The sequence below is a fragment of the Duganella flavida genome (assembly GCF_009857445.1).
In the GTDB taxonomy this organism is placed as follows: Bacteria; Pseudomonadota; Gammaproteobacteria; order Burkholderiales; family Burkholderiaceae_D; genus Rugamonas; species Rugamonas flavida.
Genome location: NZ_WWCN01000019.1, coordinates 27,123 through 49,767, shown reverse-complemented (window position 1 = coordinate 49,767; position 22,645 = coordinate 27,123). Strand labels below are relative to the sequence as shown.

Sequence of the window (22,645 nt, the reverse complement as noted above, 5' to 3'; positions counted from 1 at the left end):
ACCCCGGAGTGGGACGCTATAATGCACGATCGTTAATTTGTATGGATTTGCTATCGTGTCCGATCGTCTTGCCGTTTTGCCGCAATATTTGCTCCCGAAGAGCGCGCTGACCAATTTCGCTGGCCGTGTTGCTGGCGCCAAGGCCGGCAAATACACGACTGGTTTGATCCGCTGGTTCGTCGGGCGCTATAACGTCAATATGGACGAGGCGCTCGATCCAAATATCGCCAATTACAAGACGTTTAACGAATTCTTCACCCGCGCCCTGCGCCCGGACGCCCGCCCGCTGGCCAACGCCGCCTACGTCTGCCCGGTCGACGGCCGCATCAGCCAGTTCGGCGATATCGAAGACGACCAGATTTTCCAGGCCAAGGGCCACCAATTCAGCACCACCGCACTGGTCGGCGGCGACGCCACCCTGGCCGCGCAATTCAACAACGGCAGCTTCGCCAACCTCTACCTGAGCCCGCGCGACTATCACCGCATCCACATGCCGATCGACGGCAAGCTGACCCGCATGATCTACGTGCCGGGCGAGCTGTTCTCGGTCAACCCGACCACCGCGCGCGGCATTCCCGGCCTGTTCGCCCGCAACGAACGCGTGGTCTGTGTGTTCGATACCGCCCAAGGCCCGTTCGTGATGACGCTGGTCGGCGCCACCATCGTCGGCAGCATGGCGACGGTATGGCACGGCGTGGTCAATCCGCCGCGCCTGCCGCAAGTGACCGAATGGCGCTACGCCGACCAGAACATCGTGCTGAAAAAAGGCGATGAACTGGGCCGCTTCCTGCTTGGCTCCACCGTGGTGATGCTGTTCCAGAAGGATGTGCTGAAGTTCAATCCGGCCTGGCAGCCGGCCGGCCCAGTCCAACTGGGCGAGGAAATGGCCCAGCTGAAGTAATCACATCCCCGCCGGACGGCCGGTCGCAAAGGCCGCTTCCAGCGCATCGATGAAGACCCGGGTCTTGGCCGGCATCAGCCGCCGTCCCGGGAACACCGCCCAGCCCGTCACCTCTGGGAAGCCCCACTCGGGCAGCACCCGCACCAACTCCCCCGTTTGCACATACGGCCGCGCAATCGCCTCAGTCGAGGCGCCAATGCCGATGCCGGTGGCCGCCATCCGCACCAGCAGTTCCGGCGAGTTGGCCAGCAGACGCACCGGCAGCTCGCGTTCCCACGACGTTTTTCCGCGCAGCAGGTGCCAGCGGATCATGCCGTTCAATCGCGGCGGCAGGCTCAGCAAATCATGCTTGAACAAGTCGTCTGGATGCTCGGGCAGACCACGGAAGTTGGTGTACCTGGGCGAGGCGTACAGCGCCAGCGAACTGAAGGTGATGCGCCGTGCCGCCAGTGTGGCGTCGTCCGGCAGGTTGCCCATGCGGATGGCCAGATCGAAACCTTCCGCCACCAAATCCACCCGGCGCGGCGATAAATCCAGTTCCACCGAAATGGCTGGATAGCGGTCCATGAACTCCGCCAGTATCGCGCTCATCCCCACGTTGGCGAAGTCGGCCGGCATCGACACTCGCAGCAAGCCGCTCGGCGCGCCCTGCCGGTGCTGGGCCAGCGCGCCGGCTGCCTCGGTCTCGTCGGCCACCTTGCGCGCGTGTTCCAGCAGGCTGGCGCCGAACTCGGTCAACACCAGCTTGCGCGTGGTGCGCTGGAGCAGGCGTTCGCCCAGCTTGCCCTCCAGCAGCGTGATGCGGCGCGAAACCGTGGACTTCGGCAGCTGCACGCGCTCCGCCGCCAGGCTGAAACTGCCGCATTCGACGATGCGGGCAAACAAAAGTAGATCGCCGGGATCAATTTCCATGTCCATTGTTCCATTGGTGGATTAATGTTATCCATTTTAGCGGCTTCCGCATTGTATTTGAAACGATTAAAGTTACTCCATCGACGCAGCACTCAACCAGACACGAAGGAGTAAGACCATGAACATCCTGCAAATCAATTCCAGCGCCCGTAGCACCGGTTCCGAATCGACCCGCCTGGCCGATGCCCTGGTCGCCAAACTCGTCGCCGCCAACGCTGGCGCTGCCCTGACCCGCCGCGACCTGGCCGCCGATCCGCACCCAGTGCTGGACGAGCCTGCACTGCAAGCCCTGTTCACCCCGGCTGACCAGCGCAGCGCCGAACAAGCCGCCCGTGTGGCCCTGGACGATGCCCTGATCGCCCAAGTGCAAGCGGCCGACGTGATCGTGATCGGCGCGCCGACCTACAACTTCGGCATCACCGCCCAGCTGAAAAGCTGGTTCGACGCGATTGCCCGCGCCGGTGTCACCTTCAAGTACGGCGCAACCGGCCCAATCGGCCTGCTGACCGGTAAAAAAGTCTACGTGACCCTGTCGCGTGGCGGCATGCACCGTGACGGTCCTACCGACACCCAGCTGGCGCACATCAAGATGTTCCTGAACTTCGTGGGCCTGACCGATGTGCAGTACGTGTTCGCTGAAGGCCTGGGCATGGGTCCGGAAGCCGTCGCCAAAGCACAGGCGCAAGCAGAAGCCGACATCAACGCAATTCTGGTTTAAACAAGGAGAAGGACATGACCGATCAAGTAAACACCGCACGCAGCGTAGAACGCATCATCACCGGCCAAGCCGTCATGGACGGCGCGGGCGTGAAGATCAACCGTGTCCTGACCCAAACGCTGCAACGCCGCCTCGACCCGTTCCTGATGCTGGATAACTTCGGCAGCGACCAGGCCAACGATTACATCGCCGGTTTCCCTAGCCATCCGCATCGCGGCTTTGAAACGGTGACCTACATGATCGAAGGCCGCATGCGCCACAAGGACAGCGCCGGCAACGAAGGCTTGCTGACCAACGGCGGTGTGCAGTGGATGACCGCAGGCCGTGGCGTGATCCACTCCGAAATGCCGGAGCAGGAAGACGGCGTGATGGAAGGCTTCCAGCTGTGGCTTAACCTGCCGGCCAAGGACAAGATGCGCGATCCGTGGTACCGCGATTTCAACGGCGAAGATGTGCCGGTGTTCGAAACCGCAGCAGGCGCCAAGGTCAAGGTAATCGCAGGCCGTAGCCACGGTGTGGACGGCGCGGTGCAGCGCGAAGTCACCGAACCGCTGTACATCGACGTCAACCTGCCGGCCGGCGCGAGCTTCAGCCAGCAGCTGCCGGAAGGTCACAACGCGTTCATCTTCACTTATCGTGGTTCAGTGACCGTGGATGGCAAGGCTGTGGCGTCGGGCCGCATGGCGATCCTTGCCAACACCAAGGGCACTGACGGCGTGATCGTCACGGCGGATGAGGCGAGCCGCTTTATCCTGATCGCCGGCCAGCCGCTGAACGAGCCGATTGCACAATACGGCCCGTTCGTGATGAACACACAGGCAGAAATCTTCGCCGCAGTGGAGGATTTCCGCGCCGGCAAACTGGGTGAAGAAGCCCAGGCGTAAAAGTCGTAACAGCCGCAGACACGCGATGTCTGCGGCTGCCGTTTGAGGCTGTGTGAATGGGCAGCAGTTGGTGCTTTCCATGACATCGCGCAGTCAGCCGCCGATCGGCGATATCGCTGGCGATCACCGTTCCCGCAAATGCCGCTCGCGCTCCGCCAATAAATTTCGCACCTGCTTGCGCAATTTAAAATTGTCGACGGCATAGGCCAGCAACAAAATCACCAACACTGCAAAGGAGATGTAATCGCTCCACCAGTGCCACGAAGCCCACGCCAGCGCCGCGGAAATGCAACCGCACAAGAGCAGCGCGAGCTGGTCCTTCATGGCCTGCTCCAGGATTGGCGATAGAGTTTTCGCGAGTTCACTTCCGGCCGATAGATTCCGGGCCAACGAGTCAAAACACCAGCAAGCCAGGGACGATGCAAATTATTGCCGCGAGCAGACATCAGCACGTCCGATAGCGACGTACCGCCGGCCAGCGATCGCCCCGTCGCCACCGCAATGCTGCCAATAACAGCGCCGACGTAAAACGACGCACGCAAGGCACCGAGATAAAGCAGCTTTTCCAACCCAGTCCCCGCACCGACCAATTCAGCCACCGTAACCTTGGAACCATGCTGCTGGATCGCCGATAAAATCGTCGCGGCCGTGTTAATCGCGGTACCCTTGGTAGCAAACAGCGTTTCTGGACAGTCCAAGCCCAAACTGTCCATATTCTCTTTGAAGTACTTATAAAAATCAGATGCCATGATCCTCTCCTATAACATTCGACGTTATAAAAGCGTATACAAAGTATACGTTACTGGCATTGAGCCAGCGCACTTCTCTAGCGAACGGATAAAATGCAGGGATGATACCCACCCTGATTAAATGGCTGCGCCGCCTGAGCCACATCCTTGGTTTTGAGACGGCCGATTCGTTCCCGCCCGGCCACCCGTACGAGCGCACGCGCTGGAATGGCGCGTATTTCGATATCGCTTCCGATGTGAAGCCGGATGATATTGAACGCCGTTTATGTGAGGCGATCAGCAATACGCCGCTGGTATTCAGCTATATCGATAATCCGACGCCGCGCATGCAGCGCGCGCTGCTGGCGGTGCTGGAGGAACGCATGCGCAATAACCGCGGCCGCGCCACCGAACTGGCCGCGCTGCTGGTGCAGGCGTACGAGAGTCCACACATCGCCGAGATCATCCCCGGCCTGCGCAGCGTGGTCGACTCCACCCGTGGCCACGATCCCGGCGACCGTGCCCGCGCAGTGATGGCCTTCCTCGGCGCTACCCAATCACCGTTTGATGTGATTGAGATGAACTAGAAATCGTCATGGTCAGCACGCTGTTGGCGACGCTCAGCACCGCCGTACAGTCGCCGGGGATCGCCACGTTCTGGCTATGGCAGGAAAAAAATTCCGCCGGCCCCAGCTGGATGCGGTCGATCGCCGCGCTGACGCCGTTGCTAATGGTGTACGCGGAAAGCAGCAAGTCCGGCGCGGTAACGAATTTCAGCGTCACATCCTGCCCGGTATTATTCAGGAACACCGTACGCGCGGGCTTGACCGTTTTGCGCGACGGTGTTTCGGTAAAACAGATATTCATCGTCATAGCACCCGGAACAAGCCTGCAGGGCGCTCAGGGCTGTTGCGCACCATGCCGACCCGGATCGACTGCCCATCATCGACCGGCAGCGCCACCCCGCTCTGCTGGCGCAGGCTGTAACCACCATAGGCCAGGTCGCTGTCGTCGGCCAGCCAGCTGACTTTGGCCAAACCCAGCGCCAGCAGCGCCGCACAACTGGCGCCGGAGCCAACCACGCCAACCTGGTATTGGCGCTCGCCCGGCGCGGCGGCGCGAAAAGCCTGGTTGACGCCCTCGAAATAACGGCTGGCCGCGCCGTCCGCCCCGGCCGCATCCGGCACGGCAAAATAAATTACCGAGCCGGACGGCTGGGCAATCACCGACTGCGCCATTAAATAGGCTGCCGCACCATCGGCGCATCCCTGCGCCCGGCTGTAGTAGCCAAGCTGCACATCCGGCCCCTCCCACAACACGCCGATTTGCAGCCCGGCGTCGGTCAGGGCGCGCGCTTCGGCCAGCGACAAACTCTTGCCCGACTGGTGGCTGTAATGACGAATGACAAAATCTATCCCCTGCTGCTTGATCGCGATGGCGTACTGGGTCAGTTCAAAAGGTGCTTTTACGCCGGTCAAAACAGTCATTGAAACTCCGTGGTCATTGTTTAACTATTTGTAACGAGATAATGTTAGTATTTTCCTTGGAATAACTTTATCGGAGCGCCGACTATCCGGCCTTCCGAAAACCTTCCGAAACATAAGCCATTGATTAGAATAGAATTATTCGAGGCAGGATGAAGCACAAGAGTTTTCGTTTTGGCCAGTGGCGCGTCGATCCAGCCACCAATACGCTCAGCTGCGGGGTGCTCAACCGGCAGCTGGAACCGCGGGCTATGGACGTGCTGCTGTATCTTTGCCGCCACCCGCACGTGGTGATTTCGGCCGAAACGTTGCTGGAAGCCTGCTGGGGCGAGGTCTCGCCGAGCGACAACGCCATCCACAAAATCATCACCCAACTGCGCCGCGCGCTGGACGATTCAGCCACCGAACCGCGCTACATCGAAACTATCCGCAAGCGCGGCTACCGCCTGCTGGCCGAGCTCAGCTACGACGATGAAGTCAGCCAGGGCAGCTGGCTGCACGCCTCGCCCTTCCGCGGGCTGGAAGCGTTTGAAGAACAGCACGCGGCCATTTTCTTCGGCCGCAAACTCAGCGTGGACCAGCTGGTGCAAGTGGTGGTGGCACAGGCCCAGGCCGCCTGCGCGATGGTGCTGGTGCTGGGCCCGTCCGGCGCCGGCAAGACTTCGCTGGTGCAGGCCGGGCTGATCCCGGCACTGAAGAGCGGTGCCGCACCGGCCGAGTCCGGTATCGCGATCAGTGCCCACGTGCAGCTCGATTGCGCCGACATGGGCCAGTCCGGCCTGCTCGAAACGCTGGCCAGCGTGCTGCTCGATGCGGAAATCGGCGAGCGCCTGCTATTTGAAAACAGCAGCGCCGCCGCGCTGGCCCAGCGCCTGGCGCACGACTTGCCGCTGTTGATCGAGCAGCTGCAGCGCCAGCTGCCGGCCATCCAGCTGCTGCTGTTCATCGACCGCTTTGAAGCCGTGTTCAGGCTGCCGCACATTACAGATGCAGAGCGGGCCGTCTTCATCAGCGTACTGGACCAGCTGGCCCGCTGCGGCAGCGTGCAGCTGGTGCTGGCCTGCCGCAACGATTTTTATCCGCAGCTGGCGGCCTACCCGGCGCTGATGAACCTGAAATTAAGCGGCGGCCATTTCGACCTGACGCCGCCCGGCAGCGCCGACATTGCCCAGATCGTGCGCCACCCGGCGCAAGTGGCGCAACTGCGCTACACCGTCGATGAACATGGCGAAGGCCTAGACGAAGTCCTGTGCAAGGCCGCACTTTCCGGCGCCGACAGCCTGCCACTGCTGCAATACTGCCTGCAGGAGCTGTACCGCCAGCGCAGTCCGGACGGGGAACTGAGCCACGCAGCCTTCCGCGCCATGGGCGGGCTGGAAGGCGCGATCGGCGCGCGGGCCGAGCAAGTCATCTCGGCGCTGGGTCATGCGCAAATCGCGGCCCTGCCCCACGTGCTGTCGCAGCTGGTGCTGGTGGCGGAAGATGAAGCCACCATCAGCTCGCGCCGCGTGCCATGGTCGGCGCTGCGCAACGAAGCCGAAAACAAACTGGTGCAGGCGCTGGTCGACGCCCACTTGTTCGTCAGCGACTTGCAGGCCGGCGCACCGGCTTTCGGACTGGCCCATGAAGCCCTGCTGCGGCGCTGGCCGCGCGTGGTGTCGTGGATCGAGGAACACCGGCAAGCGCTGCAAGTGCGCAGCCGCATCAGCGCCCAGGCCAAGCGTTGGCAAGACAGCGGCAGCAAACGCGACATGCTGCTGCCCTCCGGCACCCAGACCAACCAGGCGCGCCAGTTGCTGGCCACGAGCGGCTTCAGCTTCACGCCGCAGGAACAGGGATTCATCCAGGCCTCGCTGCAAAGCGAGCGCCGTAGCGAGCGCATACGCCTGACCATCATGGCCGTGGTGGCTGGGCTGGCCGTACTGGCAGCTGGCCTCGGCCTCGCCGCCCGCTCGGCTCAGACCGAGGCCGAGGCGCACCGGCTGGAAGCGGAAGGTTTGATGGGCTATATGCTGGGCGAATTTGTCGACAAACTGCGTCCACTGAGCCGGCTCGACTTGCTGGATAGCATCAGCAGCCGCGCCCTGAGTTATCTTTCTGATCCGGCGCGCGTCAACGATAGCGATGCCGCCTTGGCGCAACGGGCCAAATCGCTGCAGCTGATTTCCGAGGTGCGCATCGCGCGTTCCGACTCCGCCGGGGCCAGCACCGCCTTGCTGGCCGGCCGCGCCATTTTGCAGCGCCAACTACGCACGCGGCCAGACGACCTCGCCCTGCTGAAAAGCGCTGGCGAAAATGCTTTTTGGCTGGGGCAGATTCACTATGACCGCAAGGACTGGCCCAAGGCCCAGCAGTATTTCGACGAATACCAGGTGCACGCCGACCGCCAGTCAGCCTTGTCACCCAACGATGTCAGCGGATGGATAGAGCAATCATATGCGCACAACAGCCTGGGCACGCTGGCCCTGCAGCGCAGCGACACCAAACGCGCCGCCAGCGAGTTCGCCCAATCCGTCGAACTCAAAAATCGCGCCTACCAGAAGACCCCGACCGACAAACAGCTGGCGGCCGATTTGGCCGACAGCCTGTCATGGCAGGCCAGTGCGCAAGTCCAGCTGGGCCAGCTGGTGCAGGCTGAAGCGCTGTGCGGACGCGCGCTGACGCTGCTGCAATCGCTGCATGCGGCCTACCCCAACGAGACGCTCTGGGTCAACCATCTGGCTGGCGTGTGGTCGCGGCAGTCCGAGCTCAAGCAAGCGCGCGGCGACATGGGCGGCAGCAATCACGATGCGCAGCAAGCCTACGCGCTGTTGCAAAGCATGGTTGAAAAAGACCCCAGCAATCGCATCTGGCAACGCAAGACGGCCGCAGCGGAACTACGCCTGATCGATACCGACAAGGCACAGCAACCGACACAATCGTTCAGCCGCCTCGACAAGCTGCAGCAGGTATTCGGCGAGCTCGGCAAGCTCGACCCGAAGCGGCTGAACCTGCAAGTCATGGTGGCCGTCATCCAGCAGCGCAAAGCCGCCCTGCTAATGCAGCAGCGCCGGCTGGCGCAAGCAGGCGACAGCTTGCGCGGGACGCTGGAAACACTCAAGCAACTCAACGCGGCGACGCCATCGGACATCACCATACGCGACGCCATGATCGACGCGCTGCTGCTCAATGCCGATCTGGTCGCAATGCAAAACGATCCCAAGTCGCAGGAAAACTGCGAAGCGGTGCGTACCGTTTTGCGCCCACTGGTGCAGGGCAGCGCCGATTTTCAACTGCTGGCGCCGTGGGTGAAGGCCCATGCCTGCCTGGACCAGAGCGACCAGGTCAGCCACATCAAGAAGCAACTTGACGCCATGTCCTATCACGACGCGGCTTATCTGCACTATCTTTCCACCCACCCACTTAAGAAAGCGAGTTTATGAGCACCCTTCCTGCATCAACGCCTTTCGTCAATATTTTGGTAACCGTCAAACCCAGCCTGACCGTTGGCAAACAATGGGACGTTGTGACCGCCCCTGTCGCGCCCATCATCACCGAGCACGACACCGTCATCAACTACCAGATTTTTGATAGCGGCAGCTATGACATCGTGTTTACCGGAATGACCGTCGTCCCTAACAGCAGCACTCAGCTGAGCGCGGCATCGGTGAGCGTCAGCGGCAAGCTGCTGACCTTCAGCGACGCCAACACCCAGCGCACCGACTTTAATATCACCCTCAATTTCGCACTGCGTAATGTGGTGGGCAGCGAGTTCACGCACGACCCGCAAATTACTAACAATCCACCGAGCTAAGCATCCGCCGCCGCGCTGCCGGCCTTGAGCAATAGCGCCGGCAGCGCCGAGCTGGTATAACAGCACATGCAATTCAAATCCATTCAATACAGCGGCCAACAGGCCGGCATCCGGCTGATCGTCACCGGCGCCGTGCATGGCAACGAGACTTGCGGCACCAGGGCGATCCAGCGTGTGATACAGGAACTCGACAGCGGCGCGCTACTGATCCGTCACGGCATGCTGACGCTGGTGCCGATCACCAATCCGCTGGCGTATGCCAAGGGGGAGCGCGCCGGTGAACGCAACCTGAACCGCAACCTGTTTCCGAACTCAGATCCGCAAGATTTTGAAGACCGAGTGGCCAACTGGCTGTGTCCTTTGTTAGCGCAGCATGAGGTGCTGCTCGACCTGCACTCGTTCAGCGGCAGCGGCGAGCCCTTCGTCATGGTCGGGCCGCGCGACAACGACGGTCCGTTGGAGCCGTTCAAGCATGAAGCGCAAGAGCGCGCGCTGGCGCGCCGTCTCGGCGTGCGGCGCTTTGTCGACGGCTGGCTGCGGACTTATGGCGCGGGCGTACAGCGCCGCATGAGCGGCAGCAGCGAACTGCAAACTGTGCTGCGCTACGGCGTCGGCACCACCGAATACATGCGCACCACCGGCGGCTATGCGCTGACACTCGAATGCGGCCAGCACACCGATCCGCAAGCGCCGGAGGTGGCTTACCGCGCCATCCTCAACACCCTCGCCTTCCTCGGACTGATCGATGCGCCGGCGCCCGAGCCGGTCGCGCCGAAAAAAATGGAAGCCCTCAGCATGGTCTCGGTCTACGATAAGCAAGACGCCGCCGATGCCTTCAGCCGCAACTGGGCCAGCTTCGATCCGGTTCGGCAAGGCGAAGAAATCGGCCGCCGCGTGGATGGCACGCCGGTGCTGGCCGAGTTCGATGGCCGCATCCTGTTCCCCGACAGCGAGGCCGGGGCCAACAACGAATGGTACTATCTCACCCGCGCCAATCCCTCATTCTAAAATTAAAACAAGGAGTTCTACATGCAGCTGGCTGCGCATATCGTCACCGCCATGGTGGCACTGCTTCACGTGTACATCGTTTTGCTGGAAACCGTATTGTTCAATTCGCGCGGCCGCCGCGTGTTCGGGCTGAGTAAAGAGAAAGCCGAGATCGTGCAACCGGCCATGTCCAACCAAGGCTGCTACAACGGCTTCCTGGTGGCTGCACTGGTGATCGGCCTGGCGCATCCGGATGCGGCAATTGGCTCGGCCTTCACCGTCTTCGGCCTGGCTTGCGTGGCCGTGGCCGGCGTGTGGGGCGGCGTGACCGTCAAGCGCTCGATCCTGCTGATTCAAACCCTGCCAGCGGTGATCGGCCTGGCGCTGCACTTCGCCGCCTGAGCATGCAAACCAAATTCAACTGGATCTTGCTGGCCTGCGCTGCGGCCGGGCTGGTGGTCACCGGCTACAAGGAAATCAACAGCAAGCCGCAGCCGCATGCCGTCGACAGCACCTCCTGCACGCCGGACGCCATCAAAAGCATCGACAGCATCACCGAGCGCGCCATCCAATCTTCCAAGTGCGCGCAGCTCGGCAAATAGTGCTACTTTCGTAGGCTCGGCAGCGTGATGGTGGGCGCTGGCGTGGCGGTGGTTTCGGCAGCGGGTTTGGCGCCGGTACCGCGCAGGGCCAGCAGCCAGCCGACACCGTCGAACCAGAATGGCGATCCGAGCGAGGCGGCGAAGGCGGTGGCAATCCAGCCTAGTGCGGCAAAGAACAGCGCAATGCTGATGGCGGAAAAGCCGCTGACATGTTCAAAGCGTGCCGAGGGCCAGCCGATGGGCAGCGCCTGCAGCACCTGCGCTTGCGCCTTGGCTTGTTTGGTCTGGTCCAGTGGCGTGGCTTCTGCTGCCGGTGCGGCTGCGGGCGTGGCGGCTTCGGCTTTCTGCACCAACTGTGCCGTCAGCGCGGCGTCGTTCCACAAGCGCTGCGACAATTGCAGTGCGTCGATGTTCATCGCACACGCATAAAACAATCCCACTAAAAACAGCACGAACTGCGAGCGCCGCTTGTACCAGCCACTGATGCGCTCCATCACGGTGTCGTACCACAGGCGCACGGCGTTCTCCAGCGCCGCCGCATCATTCGGTCCTTCGCCCATGATGGCCAGCAGCGTGCGCGTCAAGCCGTCGTTGCCGACGCTGGTGAGCAGCGCCAGCGCAGTTTGCTCCTTACCGTATTTGGACGTCAGCGTGGACACAAAAGCCCGCGCAAAAATAGCCGATGGAATGTAGGACGGCATGCGCCCTTGCTGCGCCATGCCGGTAATCAGCGGATGCTGCATCACTTGCGCCGTCAGCGACTGGGCGTCCAGCTTTTGCAGGCCGAAGCCGCCCTCGATCCGCAACAGCCGCAGCAGCGACGGCCACACGCCGCGCAGCCTGGGCCGCGCCGCCGATTCGTGCAGCAGCGTCAGCACGCCGTCCAGCAGCACCTTGGCGCGCGTCTGGAACAGCGAGGCGATGGCTTCCCGCGTAGCGCTGCACAGCAGGCTCACGGCCAGGAAAGTGTAGGACAGGCCCACTGCCACATCCAGGTAATGACTCGACATACCGCCCTCGTTAGATTTCCAACAATGTTCCCATAACATAAAGGATTTTTCGGCCGCCAGCACGTTTTTCTTTTATATCGTAAGATGGCGATATTGAAATCGGAAAAACACGATACATATAGGTAATCATGGACATCGACGCCATCCACAAAGCTCTCGCCAACCCGATGCGACGCCAGATTCTGGCGTGGCTGAAGGAGCCGGACGTGTTCTTCTCGGACCAGCAGCATCCGCTGAACCTGGGAGTGTGCGCCGGCATGATAGACCGGCGCGCCGGCCTGTCGCAGTCGACGATGTCAGCCCACCTGGCCGTACTGGTCAAGGCCGGGCTGGTGACGTCGCAGCGCGTCGGCCAGTGGAACTACTTTAAACGCGACGAAGAAGTCATCAAGGCTTTCGTCGACCAAATGCAACTTTAAGGAACTCAATCATGCCAACCTTGTTCGACCCGATCACCATTGGTGCCCTCACCCTGAAAAACCGCGTTGTCATGGCGCCGCTGACCCGTGCCCGCGCCATTGGCGGCGGCCGCGTGCCGAACGCGCTGATGGCCAAGTACTACGAACAGCGCGCCAGCGCCGGCCTGATCCTGAGCGAAGCTACCGCCGTGACTCCGCAAGGCGTGGGCTATGCCGACACCCCGGGCCTGTGGTCGGACGAACAGGTGGAAGGCTGGAAGCAAGTCACCGCTGCCGTGCACGCCAAGGGCGGCCTGATCTTCGCCCAGCTGTGGCACGTGGGCCGTATTTCGGACCCAAGCTTCCTGAACGGCGAAGCACCAGTATCGTCCAGCGCGATTGCCGCTGAAGGCCACGTCAGCCTGCTGCGTCCGCAACGCGCCTATCCTGTGCCGCGCGCGCTGGAAACCTCGGAAATCGCCGGTGTGGTCGCTGCCTACAAAAAGGCTGCTGAAAACGCCAAGAAAGCCGGCTTCGACGGCGTGCAAATTCACGGCGCCAATGGCTACCTGCTGGACCAGTTCCTGCAATCGAAAACCAACCAGCGCACCGACCAGTACGGCGGCCCGATCGAAAACCGCGCCCGCCTGCTGCTGGAAGTGACGGATGCCGCGATTGAAGTATGGGGCGCAGACCGCGTCGGCATGCACTTGGCGCCACGCCGCGATTCGCACGACATGGGCGACGCCAACCCGGCCGAAACCTTCGGCTACGTGGCGCGCGAGCTGGGCAAGCGCAAGATTGCTTTCATCGCCGCGCGTGAAGCGGTGGGCGAAGACAGCCTGGGCCCGCTGCTGAAGAAGGAATTCGGCGGCATCTTCATCGCCAACGAGAAGATGGACAAGGTTGTAGCGCAGGACGTGCTGGATAGCGGCCATGCTGACGCCATCGCCTTCGGCAAGGACTACATCTCCAACCCGGACCTGGTGGAACGCCTGCAAGCAGACGCTCCACTGAACGCCTGGAAAGCGGAAACCTTCTACGGCGCGACCGAAGTAGGCTACACCGACTACCCAGCTTTGGCTTAAGCCTTTAGCGTAGTTAGCGCGGTTGCGTGTACGTCACTGGGACGAACACGTAACCGCCCTTGCCGTTGGTCCGCACATGGCCCAGCGCAGGGAAGGAAAGATGCGGCGCGCCGATCAGGTAACCATCCTTGGCTGCCGCCGCAAACGCTTCCTTGCGTTCGGCAATCGCAATCTTGCTGTCCGTATCGAACTGGATGCCCACGCCCGGATCGTCAAACTGTACCGCCTGCACGTGCAGCAGGTCGCCCAGCAGCACCAGCTTCTGTCCTTTGCTCTCCACCACATAGGTGATGTGGCCCGGCGTATGCCCGCCATTGAAGTACGACTTAATCCCCGGCACCAGCTCGCTGTTGGCCACGATAGGCTGGAACTTGCCCGCCTTGACGTAGGGATTGATCGACACCATCGGTCCCTGGAAATTATCCTTGGCGTCTGCCGAAGCCTTGTCCAGATTGGCCTGGTTCAGATAGTAGTCCGCATCCAGCTTACCAGCCCGCACCACCGCATTCGGGAACACCCGCTGCTCGTTCGAGGCCAGCCCGCCGACGTGGTCGCCGTGCATATGGCTGATGTAAATCTCGTCCACCTGCTCCGGCTTGTAGCCGGCCGCTTTCAGATTGCCGACCAGTTGGCCCAGTGTCGGGCCGAACAGGCTGGCGGCACCGGTATCGATCAGCACCAGCTTGCTGCCGGTATTAATCAGAAAGCCATTGACCGACGTTTGCAGCGGGCTGCTCTGGAACGATTTGGCCAGCGCCGCATTGGTCTTCTCGGCCGGCTGTTTGAGCAGCTTCTCGACAGGCAGGTCCAGCGTGCCATCGTTCAGCACCGTGATTTCAAAGTCGCCCAGCGTGGTGCGATAAAAGCCCGGGGCCTGGAAGCGCGCCATCGGCGCGGCCGCCTGCGCCGTGGTGGCCGCAGCCAACAGCGCTGCAATGACAGTCAAAGTACGTTTGCTCATGACTCCCCTATTTTGAAAATTATCAGGAGCACTACAATACCGCAAATACAAGAATTCCGTCAGAACGTGACCGGCAAGCGGAACGACAGTTGCACGTCCGGCGTATCACGCGTCAACCCGGCGCCCACCGCGATGTTGAGTGTGCGCTTGTCGCTGATCCTGTATGAGAAACCGGTCAGCAGCGTGCCCAGTTGCGTGCGTACCGAACCCGCCACAGGCACGCCGTTCTGCTTGGTGCGCGCGATGGAGCTGTGGTCGTAGCCAAAGCTGATCAGCGCCCTGTCGTTCAGCGCCAGGCCGACCCCGAAGTTAAAGCCGATCACACCGCCCGGCGCGATTGCCCCCAGCGGTTCCAACTCGCCGCCCAGCACCTGCCGGTTGACGTTGTCGCGCTTGAAGTTATGCAGGTAGCTCACAGTACCGAACAGGATAGCCGGATCGCTGGCGTACAGCCACGTCAAACTCGGTTGCAGCGCGTAGAAGCCGGAGCCGGTCGGCAGCTCCAGCGGCAGCCCGGTGCCAGTGGCGTCAGGGCCGACGCAACGCTTGGTGCAATCGGTTACCACGCTGAACGGATCGGTGCCGGTACGCGATTTGAAACGCAGCCCGGCGACGTAATAAGGCTTGTCCGCGCCGCCCTCGTTCAGCTGGTAGCGCAAGGCCAGCTCTGCATCGCCGACACCGCGCCCGCTGGTCTCGAACACGCGGTCAACGCCGGTGCCGGTGAACAGCTCGCGGCTAACGGTGGAATCGGAGCGGTACACATACGGCACCCTGAATTCCAGCTCGGCGCGGTTGCTCAGGCCGTAACGCGCCGTCAGCGCTGCCGTAGTCGTATTGCGCTTGACCTCGCGCACGTCGACCAAGCCAATCAGCAGCGCCGGAATGATGGTGTACCCCACCAGCACCACGCGGTTGCTGGACGAATAGCCAAACTGCATCGATGGCTCCAGCACGATTTTGCCGCGTGGCGTCAGCACGCCCGGCTGCTCGAACAGCGGCGCCACGGCTGGCGGACGGCCATCCTGCTGCGGCGGGTTGCCCACTGGGTCTGGTTCAGCCACGGCGATTCTACTGGCCAGCATCGCTGCGGTCAGCCATATTGCTTTTGCTTGCATGTGCATCCCCCTATTTGCCGACTGCGCTATTCAAGGCTTCACGCAGGCTGCTTTCAAAGTTAACGGCCTTCAGCAGCGCCAGATTCGCGACCGTGGTGTTGATCGTGGTCTGGGTGCGGATAGCCTGGTCGTTGAGACTGTTCTGCACCAGCACGGCGGCCATTGCATCGCTGGCCATCAGTGCATCCGCAGCGCTCAACTGTGTCATATCGGGGATGGAAAAATGGGTACTCGCTACAACAGTGCCATTGATCGAAACCAAACGTTCGACACCTAATGACACCAGCATGCCGTTGCCGACATCGAAACCGCCGCGCGCCTCGTCCAGCTGGCTGTCCTCGACCGCGTTCCAGCCGTCGGTGGGGTCGGCCTGCGCCGCAACGGTGGCGCAGGCCAGCAGCATAATCGATAACATCTTGCGCATGGCGGTACCGCCTTTCAGAAATTGCCGCTGCCGTTTTTCGGCAGCGTGATATCGGTCAGGCTGGCACGATTGACGGCCTCGCCCAATGGCGCGCGCGGCGCTACGTTCCAATCGCTGGCCTGGTTGAAGAGTGGTTTGCCGTTCCAGTTGTGGATCACGAACAGCAGGCGGTCCGGCCATGCGGCCTCGAACGCGTCACGCCGCATGGCGCGTGTGCCGCCGGCCGGATCGCCGATCAGCACGCGCTGTTGGTCCACCCCTTTGATAACGACAAAATGGAGATAGCCGTTTTCCACCAGCCGCACGATGGCGGGAAAGCCCGCCGCCGACAGCTTGTCCAGCGGCTGCACATAGCCGTCAGCGATAAAGCCGCGCTGCGCCAGGTAGCGCTTCATGTCCAGCAGCGAAAAGCCTTCGTGCTGGATCTTCTGCTGCTCGCCCTGCGCGTACATGGCGTTGAACACCTGCTCTTCCGAGACCGGCGTGTTGTAGTGATAGCTGAGTAGCGTCGCCACCGCCGCCGAACCGCAGCTGAAATCAAACTGCTGGTGCACAGTGGAGCGGAAGCGCGCTTCCTTCAAGCTAGTGACGTGCAAGGTGTAGCTGCCATTCGGCACGGGCAGCTCGGCAGCGTGGGCACTACACGCCAGCATCAACAAGGCGATGATCTTCATTGCATTTGAATGTTGATGATGGTGGCGTTTTGTATCAGCACGTTGGAGCCGGAATTCTGTATCGCCACCGGCAAGCCGGATGCATTGCTGAATGCCCCGCTGCTGATGGTGTTGGCGCCGCTGACAACGTCCGACGCACTATTCTGCGTGACCGTGCCGTTCACGCGCATCTCGTTGGACACCGTATCCGTACCGGCGTGCAGTGTGGCGAGTTTTTCATCCGTTACCGGCTCGCTGTCGAAAGCCAGCATCAAGGCGACGATGGTGGAAGCGATGAGCATACCTGTCCTCCCTTTCAAGAAGGCGGGACGCAAGCGTCCCGCCCTTTTATTAGTGACCCAGGGTCAGGTTGGATTGCACATTCACGCTTTGCTGGATCAGCGACGACATGCCGCTGTTCTGCGCCGCAGCCATGATGCCCGCCGCCGACTGGCCGACGCTGGTCATGGTGTTGGACAGGTTGAAGGTGCCAGCATCCACCGACAGCGCACCACTCGCACCGCCAGTACCACCAGCACCATTGCCGCCGGTAGCCATGCCTCCCGTGTTAGCGCCCGTAGCCCCGCCTGCGCCGCTACTACCGCCTCCTCCTGCGCCGCCCGCCGCACCAGCGCCACCGGTGGCGCTGCCGTTGCTTGGGTTGCCGTTGCTGGCCGTGCCACCAGTGCCGGAAGCGCCAGCACCGCCACTGGCGCCGGCTGCGCCGTTGGCCGATGCCGCACCGGTATCGCCTGCGCTGGCACCGCCGCCAGCACCACCGCCGCCGCCACCGTTACCGCCAGAAGTCCCGCCCACATACGGCGAGCCATTGGAAGCGCTGCCGTTGCTGGCGCTACCGCCGGCACTACCGGCGCCACCCGAGCCGCCATAAGCCTCGCCGCCCGAGCCGCCGTTGGACACCGCCCGGCCGCCGCGAGCATTACCACCCACCCCACCTGCTGCCGCGCCGCCAGTGCTGCTGCCGTTGTTCTCCACGTAATTGCCGATACCGCTGACGGTGTTGCCGCCGACCGTACCGTTCAGCGTGCTGGTGGCATTGGCGCTGGTGGTGTTGTACGAATTGCTGAACGCCGACGTGGCCGTGCCGCCGTTATTGGCCGCCACGCCTGCCAGCGCGTTGGACGTCGCCGCTCCGCTGCTGTTGTTATTACTGTTCGCGTTCTTGGTGCTGCTGTCCAGCGAGGCACTGGAACTATCGTTGGCACTGGCGCCGGTACCGTTCTGTGTGGTCGCCGTCTGCGCGTAAGCCTGCGTGAAAGCCAATGCGATGACCGCGCCGATTAGAGTTTTTTTCATAGCTGCTCCTACCTTACAGTTTGAGGGATGGGACCGGGGAACCTATCCCCGGTCTTACTTCTTTCGCAAACTTGGTGCCACCGGCGGCAAGGTCTTGATCTGCAAGGACTATCGGGCAGCAGCAGCGCTGATGCAGCCGTCGTGCTGCTGCGATTCGTCACGCGCATGTGACAGCGCGCCGTTCATTCACTCTGGCCGCCGGTGTAACCTGCACGCGACGACGCCGGTATCCCATGCTTGGCCAGCAGGCGGTAAAGCGTCATGCGCGAGACGCCGAGGTCGCGCGCAGCCAGCGTAATATTGCGGCCGGCGCGCAGCAAGCTGGCATCGATGGCGTCGCGCTCGGCGCGGATACGGGCGTCGTCCAGTTGTAGCGGTGCGGACGCCGCCGCCGCGCCCAAGCCAAGATCTAGCGGCTGGATCAGGCGGCCTTCCGCCATCACCATGGCGCGGCGCACGCGGTTAATCAGCTCGCGCACATTGCCGGGCCAGTCGTAATCGCGGATCGCTTGCGCGGCACCGCTGCTGAAGCCGCGCACGCGCGGCGCGCGCTCGCTGGCGAAGGCATGGAAAAAATGTTCGGCCAGCGGCAGCAAGTCGTCGCGCCGCTCGCGCAGCGGCGGCACATCCAGCGCCAGCACGTTGAGGCGGTAGTACAAATCTTCGCGGAAGGCGCCGCGCTGCACAGCCTGCGCCAGGTTGACGTGGGAAGCGGCGATCACGCGCGCATCGACCGCTATGCTGCGCGTGCCGCCGACGCGGTAGATGGTCTTCTCCTGCAGGAAGCGCAGCAGATTGGCTTGCAGCTCCATCGGCAAATCGCCGATTTCATCGAGGAAGATAGAGCCGCCCTGCGCGCTTTCGATCAGGCCGCGCTTGTCGCGCGCCGCCCCGGTAAAAGCACCGCGCTCGTGGCCGAACAATTCCGATTGAATCAGCGAAGCCGGAATCGCGCCGCAGTTGATGGGCACGAATGGTCCCTTGCGGCGCGGCGAATGCGCATGCACGGCTTGCGCCGCCAGTTCCTTGCCGCTGCCACTCTCGCCCCAAATCAGCACCGGCGCGCTGGCTGAGGCCACTTTCACCACTTGCCGCCGCAAACGCAGGATGGCGCTGCTTTGGCCAGTCAGCGTGGCATCGTCACGCGCGCGTGGTGGTGAGGCGTCGTGGCGCAAAGCCACCATGCCAAACGCGTGCCCCAGTGCATGGCGCAGCCGCTCACTGTCCGCCGGTGCGGTGTGATAATCAATGCAGTGGTCCCGCACCAGTTGGCGCCACACGGGCAGATCCAGCGCAGCAGGCGGCAGCACGACAATCCAGTGCAAGTCCCAGTGATCGAGGAGGAAGGCATGCAACTCTTCGCTGCGGTCTGTCTCCTGCACTATTAATAGGCCGACGGCGCACGGCTGCGCCTTGTAATGACGGCGCGCTTCGGCCGGCGTGGCTGCTTGTATCAGTTCCCAGTCCGCCGGCAGACGCGGTACGCCGACGCCCACGCAGAGTATCGATTTCGTCGTCATGCATATTGGACGGGAAATGATGAGAAAAGTTCAAGCTTGTGCCACCGGCGAGGCCAATATAGAATGCGCGCTGCTTTTTTGAACAGGTGAATAACAACCTGTCAATACTTCAAATAGATTAAAAAAACGGGATGTAGAGAGATGAATGAATTTGAAATGAAGGTAGCAGCCCTGCCAGGTTGGCGCCAGCGCACGGCGCTGCGCGTGCTGAAGCTGTTCGGCTGGCGCATGCTGTACCGTCCCCTGCCCGGCCCGCGCGGCATCGCGGTGGTCTATCCGCACACCACAAATTGGGATTTCCTGATCGGCCTGTTCGGCAAGTGGGCGCTGAACCTGCCGTTCCGCTGGCTGGCCAAGGACTCGCTGTTCAAGTCGCCGCTGGGTGGCTGGTTCCGCTATCTCGGTGGTGAACCGGTCGACCGCAGCGCGCCGCAAGGCATGATACGCGCGCAGGCCGAACGCATGAACGCCGCTGAATGGTACTGGGTCGGCATCACGCCGGAAGCCACGCGCGGCTATCGCCCGCACTGGAAGAGCGGCTTCTATCACCTGGCGTTAGAAGCCAAGGTGCCGCTGTGCCTCGTGTACATTGATTATCCGAACAAGACGCTGGGCCTGGTGGACCACCTGTACCTGACCGGCGACCAGGAAGCCGATATGGCTGCCATCCGCGCCGTGTATGAAGGCCATCGCGGCCTGCATCCGGAAAACGAAGCGCCCATCGTGCTGCAGGAACGCCGCAGCGACGAGCGCAAGTAAGTCCTCTTAAGCCGTCGCCGCCAGCATCACGCCGGTGGCGGCGATTGCCGCACCCGAGGCCTTCACGGCCAGCGCCGGGCTGACGCGGCCCAGCAGCTTCCCACCGTAGACCAGCAGCGCGCTTGCCACCAACAGGCCGACGGCGCTTGCCGCTTGCGGCAGTTCGTGACCGTGCGCGTTACCATGCAGGAGCGCGAACACGCCGACCATCACCGTGCTGGCTGCAGCCGGCAGGCGTACCGCTACTGCCAGCAATACCCCCATCAACGCCACCGTCAGGGCGATGCCGGTTTCCAGTCCCGGTACCGTGAAGCCGGCCGCGCCGGTTGCCACGCCCACCAGCAGCATGCCGATGAAGGTAGCCGGCAGCCATTTGGCGTTCGGCTGGCGTACGCTCCATGCGCCCACGGCCAGCATCGCCAGCAAGTGATCGAGGCCGGTGAATGGATGCGCGAAGCCGGACAGGAAGCCATGCGAATGCGCACCAGTGCCGGTGTGGGCAAAGGCGGCGGTGCTGACCAAGGCCAAAGTCAGGGCGGCGATTTTTTTCATGTTTGCTCCTTAGTGTGGGGTTTGGCCCAGCAGGCCTTGTTCGCGTATGAAGTCGATAACCTTGGTCACGCCTTCGCCGCTACGCAGGTTGGTGAAGATGAACGGACGGCTGCCGCGCTGCTGCTTGGCGTCGCGCGCCATGATGTCGAGGTCTGCGCCCACGTGCGGTGCCAGGTCGGTCTTGTTGATGATCAGGAGGTCGGAGCGCGTGATGCCTGGACCGCCCTTGCGCGGAATCTTCTCGCCGCCGGCGACGTCGATCACGTAGATGGTCAGGTCGGACAGCTCCGGGCTGAAAGTGGCGGCCAGGTTGTCACCGCCCGATTCCACCAGGATCAGGTCCAGGTTCGGGAAGTCAGCCTGCATACGGGCGATAGCTTCCAGATTGATGGAGGCGTCTTCGCGGATGGCCGTGTGCGGGCAGCCGCCGGTTTCCACGCCCATCAGACGCTCGGCCGGCAGCGCGTCGGCGCGCAGCAAGATCTCCATGTCTTCCTTGGTGTAGATGTCGTTGGTGATGACGGCCATGTCGAAGTGATCGCGCATGCCCTTGCACAGCATTTCGCACAATGCGGTCTTGCCCGAGCCTACGGGGCCGCCGATGCCGACGCGGAGAGGATTGGAGGTATTCATATTTATTCTTTCACGATCTGTATAAACGACTGTATTGAACTTCGTGCTGCATGGAGAGGAGCGACAGGCCCGGCGCCCAGTTGCACATGTCGTCATCGCTGACGGCTTGCGCGTGGCGGGCGGCGGCTTCGATATCTTCACGCAGCGACAGCAGCATGCGCTGGCCGGCCACCTGCCCCAGTGGCACCGACTTCACGCACACCAGCACCTGGTTCTCGGCCCATGCGAACAGCATGGCCAGCAGCGCTTCGGTGTGCGGAATCTCCAGCGCGGCGACAGCGCAGGCGAAAGCGGTTGGCAATGCGACTTCAGATTCCGCCTGCAACTGCGCCAGCATGCCGGCATCGGTAATGCCCAGCTCCGCCACCAGCTTAGTGAGCGAGTAGCCCATCTGGATGGTCTCGGCGCGGAATTCTGCGCTGTCGCGCGAAGCGATGAATTTTTCGCTCCAATCGCTGACCGCGCGCCAATCACGCGCCGACCAGGCCTGCATCAAGCGCCAGGCGATGGGAGCTTCCCATTGCGCGACCACTTCATGCAAATGGCGGGCGATCCACGCACGCGCGGTGTCGGCGTTGTGTACCGTGCCGTTTTCCAGCGCCGCTTCCAACCCTTGCGAATAGCTGTACGCGCCAATCGGCAAAGCAGGACTGGCGAATTGCAGGAGGTTGAGCAGCGCGGCAGCTTGCATTATTTGGCGTCGCCCGGGCGATGGATTTTCTGGCGCAGCGGGATCGGCGCGAGCGGACCATGGCCGTGGTCATGATGGTGACCGTGACCGCCGCCGTACGCGCCGGACTCCGGCTCGAATGCAGCCGATTCTTCCGCTACCGTCGCGCCCAGGCCAAGCAGCATTTCCTTCAGCACCGCATCGGCGCGGATGCGCAGGAAGCCGTCGCCCACCTGCGCCTGCGTGTGGCGGTTCCCGAGATGGAAAGCGCAACGCAGCAGCGCATGCGCATCGGCGCAGGTGACTTTGTAGGTCGGTTCCGGCGCAGCGACCACGCGCACCACGCGCTGGTCTTCGCCGGTCAGCAGGTCGCCGTCACGCAGCACGGTGCCGCGCACGGTGAACACGGCCACGTCTTCGCCGTTATCCAGCGTGGCGCGCAGGCGGCATTTCTCGCGCAGTTCATAAGGCAGCACCAGCTGCGCGGCGATCGCATCGGCTTGCGAGATTTTGGTATGAAGTGTTAGCATAAT

29 protein-coding genes are annotated in these 22,645 nt (G+C 62.4%); 12 read left to right on the top strand and 17 right to left on the bottom strand.

Going from position 1 to position 22,645, the window contains the following annotated elements:
* The first annotated feature begins 55 nt into the window (after positions 1-55).
* A complete protein-coding gene (gene asd / locus GTP46_RS24710; RefSeq protein ID WP_161009288.1) occupies positions 56-901 on the top strand; it encodes an archaetidylserine decarboxylase in 846 nt (281 codons plus the stop codon).
* On the opposite strand, the gene GTP46_RS24705 is transcribed toward asd, so the two are convergent.
* Positions 902-1,813: a LysR family transcriptional regulator gene (locus GTP46_RS24705; RefSeq protein ID WP_161009287.1), complete on the bottom strand. Its 912-nt coding sequence runs from the start codon at positions 1,811-1,813 to the stop codon at positions 902-904. It lies immediately after the preceding gene.
* A gap of 118 nt (positions 1,814-1,931) precedes the next feature.
* Between GTP46_RS24705 and GTP46_RS24700 the strand changes: the two genes are divergently transcribed.
* Positions 1,932-2,531, top strand: a complete 600-nt coding sequence (locus GTP46_RS24700) for an FMN-dependent NADH-azoreductase (protein ID WP_161009286.1) — start codon at positions 1,932-1,934, stop codon at positions 2,529-2,531.
* Positions 2,532-2,545: 14 nt separating this feature from the next.
* On the top strand, positions 2,546-3,415 hold the full coding sequence (locus GTP46_RS24695) for a pirin family protein (protein WP_161009285.1): 870 nt from the start codon (positions 2,546-2,548) through the stop codon (positions 3,413-3,415).
* 123 nt (positions 3,416-3,538) lie between these two features.
* On the opposite strand, the gene GTP46_RS24690 is transcribed toward GTP46_RS24695, so the two are convergent.
* Positions 3,539-3,739 carry a hypothetical protein gene (locus GTP46_RS24690; RefSeq protein WP_161009284.1) on the bottom strand — a complete coding sequence of 67 codons (201 nt, stop codon included), beginning with the start codon at positions 3,737-3,739 and terminating at the stop codon, positions 3,539-3,541.
* A complete protein-coding gene (locus tag GTP46_RS24685; RefSeq protein ID WP_161009283.1) occupies positions 3,736-4,164 on the bottom strand; it encodes a hypothetical protein in 429 nt (142 codons plus the stop codon). Before GTP46_RS24685 ends, GTP46_RS24690 begins: the two co-directional genes overlap by 4 nt.
* Before the next feature lie 101 nt (positions 4,165-4,265).
* On the opposite strand from GTP46_RS24685, the gene GTP46_RS24680 reads away from it, so the two are divergent.
* Positions 4,266-4,730, top strand: coding sequence for a hypothetical protein (locus tag GTP46_RS24680; RefSeq protein WP_161009282.1), 465 nt, complete (start codon positions 4,266-4,268; stop codon positions 4,728-4,730).
* Here the strand turns inward: GTP46_RS24680 and GTP46_RS24675 are convergent.
* Together GTP46_RS24675 and GTP46_RS24670 are read right to left on the bottom strand one after the other, a co-directional pair.
* The gene (locus tag GTP46_RS24675; RefSeq protein WP_229259081.1) at positions 4,693-5,016 is read right to left on the bottom strand and encodes a hypothetical protein; all 324 of its coding nucleotides are present in this window, start codon (positions 5,014-5,016) and stop codon (positions 4,693-4,695) included. The two genes, GTP46_RS24680 and GTP46_RS24675, sit on opposite strands and share 38 nt — an antisense overlap.
* A complete protein-coding gene (locus GTP46_RS24670) occupies positions 5,013-5,630 on the bottom strand; it encodes a glycoside hydrolase domain-containing protein (RefSeq protein WP_161009281.1) in 618 nt (205 codons plus the stop codon). Before GTP46_RS24670 ends, GTP46_RS24675 begins: the two co-directional genes overlap by 4 nt.
* A gap of 149 nt (positions 5,631-5,779) precedes the next feature.
* Between GTP46_RS24670 and GTP46_RS24665 the strand changes: the two genes are divergently transcribed.
* The 5 genes from GTP46_RS24665 (at position 5,780) to GTP46_RS24645 (ending at position 11,009) form a co-directional block, all read left to right on the top strand.
* The gene (locus GTP46_RS24665; protein ID WP_161009280.1) at positions 5,780-9,049 is read left to right on the top strand and encodes an nSTAND1 domain-containing NTPase; all 3,270 of its coding nucleotides are present in this window, start codon (positions 5,780-5,782) and stop codon (positions 9,047-9,049) included.
* Entirely contained in the window at positions 9,046-9,420 is a 375-nt protein-coding gene (locus GTP46_RS24660; protein WP_161009279.1) for a DP-EP family protein, read from the top strand. The genes GTP46_RS24665 and GTP46_RS24660 overlap by 4 nt, the downstream gene beginning before the upstream one ends.
* Positions 9,421-9,486: 66 nt before the next feature.
* Entirely contained in the window at positions 9,487-10,428 is a 942-nt protein-coding gene (locus GTP46_RS24655) for a M14 family metallopeptidase (protein ID WP_161009278.1), read from the top strand.
* A 21-nt stretch (positions 10,429-10,449) separates the two neighbouring features.
* Positions 10,450-10,809: a DUF1304 domain-containing protein gene (locus GTP46_RS24650; protein ID WP_161009277.1), complete on the top strand. Its 360-nt coding sequence runs from the start codon at positions 10,450-10,452 to the stop codon at positions 10,807-10,809.
* A gap of 2 nt (positions 10,810-10,811) precedes the next feature.
* Positions 10,812-11,009: a hypothetical protein gene (locus tag GTP46_RS24645; RefSeq protein WP_161009276.1), complete on the top strand. Its 198-nt coding sequence runs from the start codon at positions 10,812-10,814 to the stop codon at positions 11,007-11,009.
* 2 nt (positions 11,010-11,011) lie between these two features.
* On the opposite strand, the gene GTP46_RS24640 is transcribed toward GTP46_RS24645, so the two are convergent.
* The gene (locus GTP46_RS24640) at positions 11,012-12,019 is read right to left on the bottom strand and encodes a hypothetical protein (RefSeq protein WP_161009275.1); all 1,008 of its coding nucleotides are present in this window, start codon (positions 12,017-12,019) and stop codon (positions 11,012-11,014) included.
* 128 nt (positions 12,020-12,147) lie between these two features.
* Between GTP46_RS24640 and GTP46_RS24635 the strand changes: the two genes are divergently transcribed.
* Both GTP46_RS24635 and GTP46_RS24630 read left to right on the top strand, forming a co-directional pair.
* Positions 12,148-12,438 carry an ArsR/SmtB family transcription factor gene (locus tag GTP46_RS24635; protein ID WP_161009274.1) on the top strand — a complete coding sequence of 97 codons (291 nt, stop codon included), beginning with the start codon at positions 12,148-12,150 and terminating at the stop codon, positions 12,436-12,438.
* Between the two features lie 11 nt (positions 12,439-12,449).
* On the top strand, positions 12,450-13,505 hold the full coding sequence (locus GTP46_RS24630; protein WP_161009273.1) for an alkene reductase: 1,056 nt from the start codon (positions 12,450-12,452) through the stop codon (positions 13,503-13,505).
* Between the two features lie 13 nt (positions 13,506-13,518).
* On the opposite strand, the gene GTP46_RS24625 is transcribed toward GTP46_RS24630, so the two are convergent.
* The 7 genes from GTP46_RS24625 to GTP46_RS24595 all read right to left on the bottom strand — a co-directional run bounded on the left by GTP46_RS24625 (position 13,519) and on the right by GTP46_RS24595 (position 19,498).
* Complete coding sequence (locus GTP46_RS24625) at positions 13,519-14,466, bottom strand: MBL fold metallo-hydrolase (RefSeq protein WP_161009272.1); 948 nt, start codon at positions 14,464-14,466, stop codon at positions 13,519-13,521.
* Positions 14,467-14,525: 59 nt separating this feature from the next.
* Entirely contained in the window at positions 14,526-15,584 is a 1,059-nt protein-coding gene (locus GTP46_RS24620) for an acetate kinase (protein WP_308495447.1), read from the bottom strand.
* Positions 15,585-15,594: 10 nt separating this feature from the next.
* On the bottom strand, positions 15,595-16,008 hold the full coding sequence (locus GTP46_RS24615; protein ID WP_161009271.1) for a hypothetical protein: 414 nt from the start codon (positions 16,006-16,008) through the stop codon (positions 15,595-15,597).
* Positions 16,009-16,022: 14 nt separating this feature from the next.
* Entirely contained in the window at positions 16,023-16,682 is a 660-nt protein-coding gene (locus tag GTP46_RS24610; RefSeq protein ID WP_161009270.1) for a C39 family peptidase, read from the bottom strand.
* Positions 16,679-16,963 carry a hypothetical protein gene (locus GTP46_RS24605; RefSeq protein ID WP_202414422.1) on the bottom strand — a complete coding sequence of 95 codons (285 nt, stop codon included), beginning with the start codon at positions 16,961-16,963 and terminating at the stop codon, positions 16,679-16,681. The genes GTP46_RS24610 and GTP46_RS24605 overlap by 4 nt, the downstream gene beginning before the upstream one ends.
* Positions 16,964-17,012: 49 nt before the next feature.
* Positions 17,013-17,978 carry a hypothetical protein gene (locus GTP46_RS24600; RefSeq protein ID WP_161009269.1) on the bottom strand — a complete coding sequence of 322 codons (966 nt, stop codon included), beginning with the start codon at positions 17,976-17,978 and terminating at the stop codon, positions 17,013-17,015.
* 182 nt (positions 17,979-18,160) lie between these two features.
* Positions 18,161-19,498, bottom strand: a complete 1,338-nt coding sequence (locus tag GTP46_RS24595) for a sigma-54 dependent transcriptional regulator (RefSeq protein ID WP_161009268.1) — start codon at positions 19,496-19,498, stop codon at positions 18,161-18,163.
* A gap of 141 nt (positions 19,499-19,639) precedes the next feature.
* On the opposite strand from GTP46_RS24595, the gene GTP46_RS24590 reads away from it, so the two are divergent.
* Complete coding sequence (locus tag GTP46_RS24590; RefSeq protein WP_161009267.1) at positions 19,640-20,257, top strand: 1-acyl-sn-glycerol-3-phosphate acyltransferase; 618 nt, start codon at positions 19,640-19,642, stop codon at positions 20,255-20,257.
* Positions 20,258-20,263: 6 nt separating this feature from the next.
* On the opposite strand, the gene GTP46_RS24585 is transcribed toward GTP46_RS24590, so the two are convergent.
* From GTP46_RS24585 to ureE, 4 genes are read right to left on the bottom strand one after another with little or no spacing between them, the layout of a single operon-like run.
* Positions 20,264-20,809, bottom strand: a complete 546-nt coding sequence (locus GTP46_RS24585) for a HupE/UreJ family protein (protein ID WP_161009266.1) — start codon at positions 20,807-20,809, stop codon at positions 20,264-20,266.
* A 9-nt stretch (positions 20,810-20,818) separates the two neighbouring features.
* Positions 20,819-21,442: an urease accessory protein UreG gene (gene ureG, locus GTP46_RS24580; protein ID WP_202414421.1), complete on the bottom strand. Its 624-nt coding sequence runs from the start codon at positions 21,440-21,442 to the stop codon at positions 20,819-20,821.
* 10 nt (positions 21,443-21,452) lie between these two features.
* Complete coding sequence (locus tag GTP46_RS24575) at positions 21,453-22,133, bottom strand: urease accessory protein UreF (protein ID WP_161009265.1); 681 nt, start codon at positions 22,131-22,133, stop codon at positions 21,453-21,455.
* Positions 22,133-22,642, bottom strand: coding sequence for an urease accessory protein UreE (ureE, locus tag GTP46_RS24570; RefSeq protein WP_161009264.1), 510 nt, complete (start codon positions 22,640-22,642; stop codon positions 22,133-22,135). Before ureE ends, GTP46_RS24575 begins: the two co-directional genes overlap by 1 nt.
* Positions 22,643-22,645: the final 3 nt, after the last annotated feature.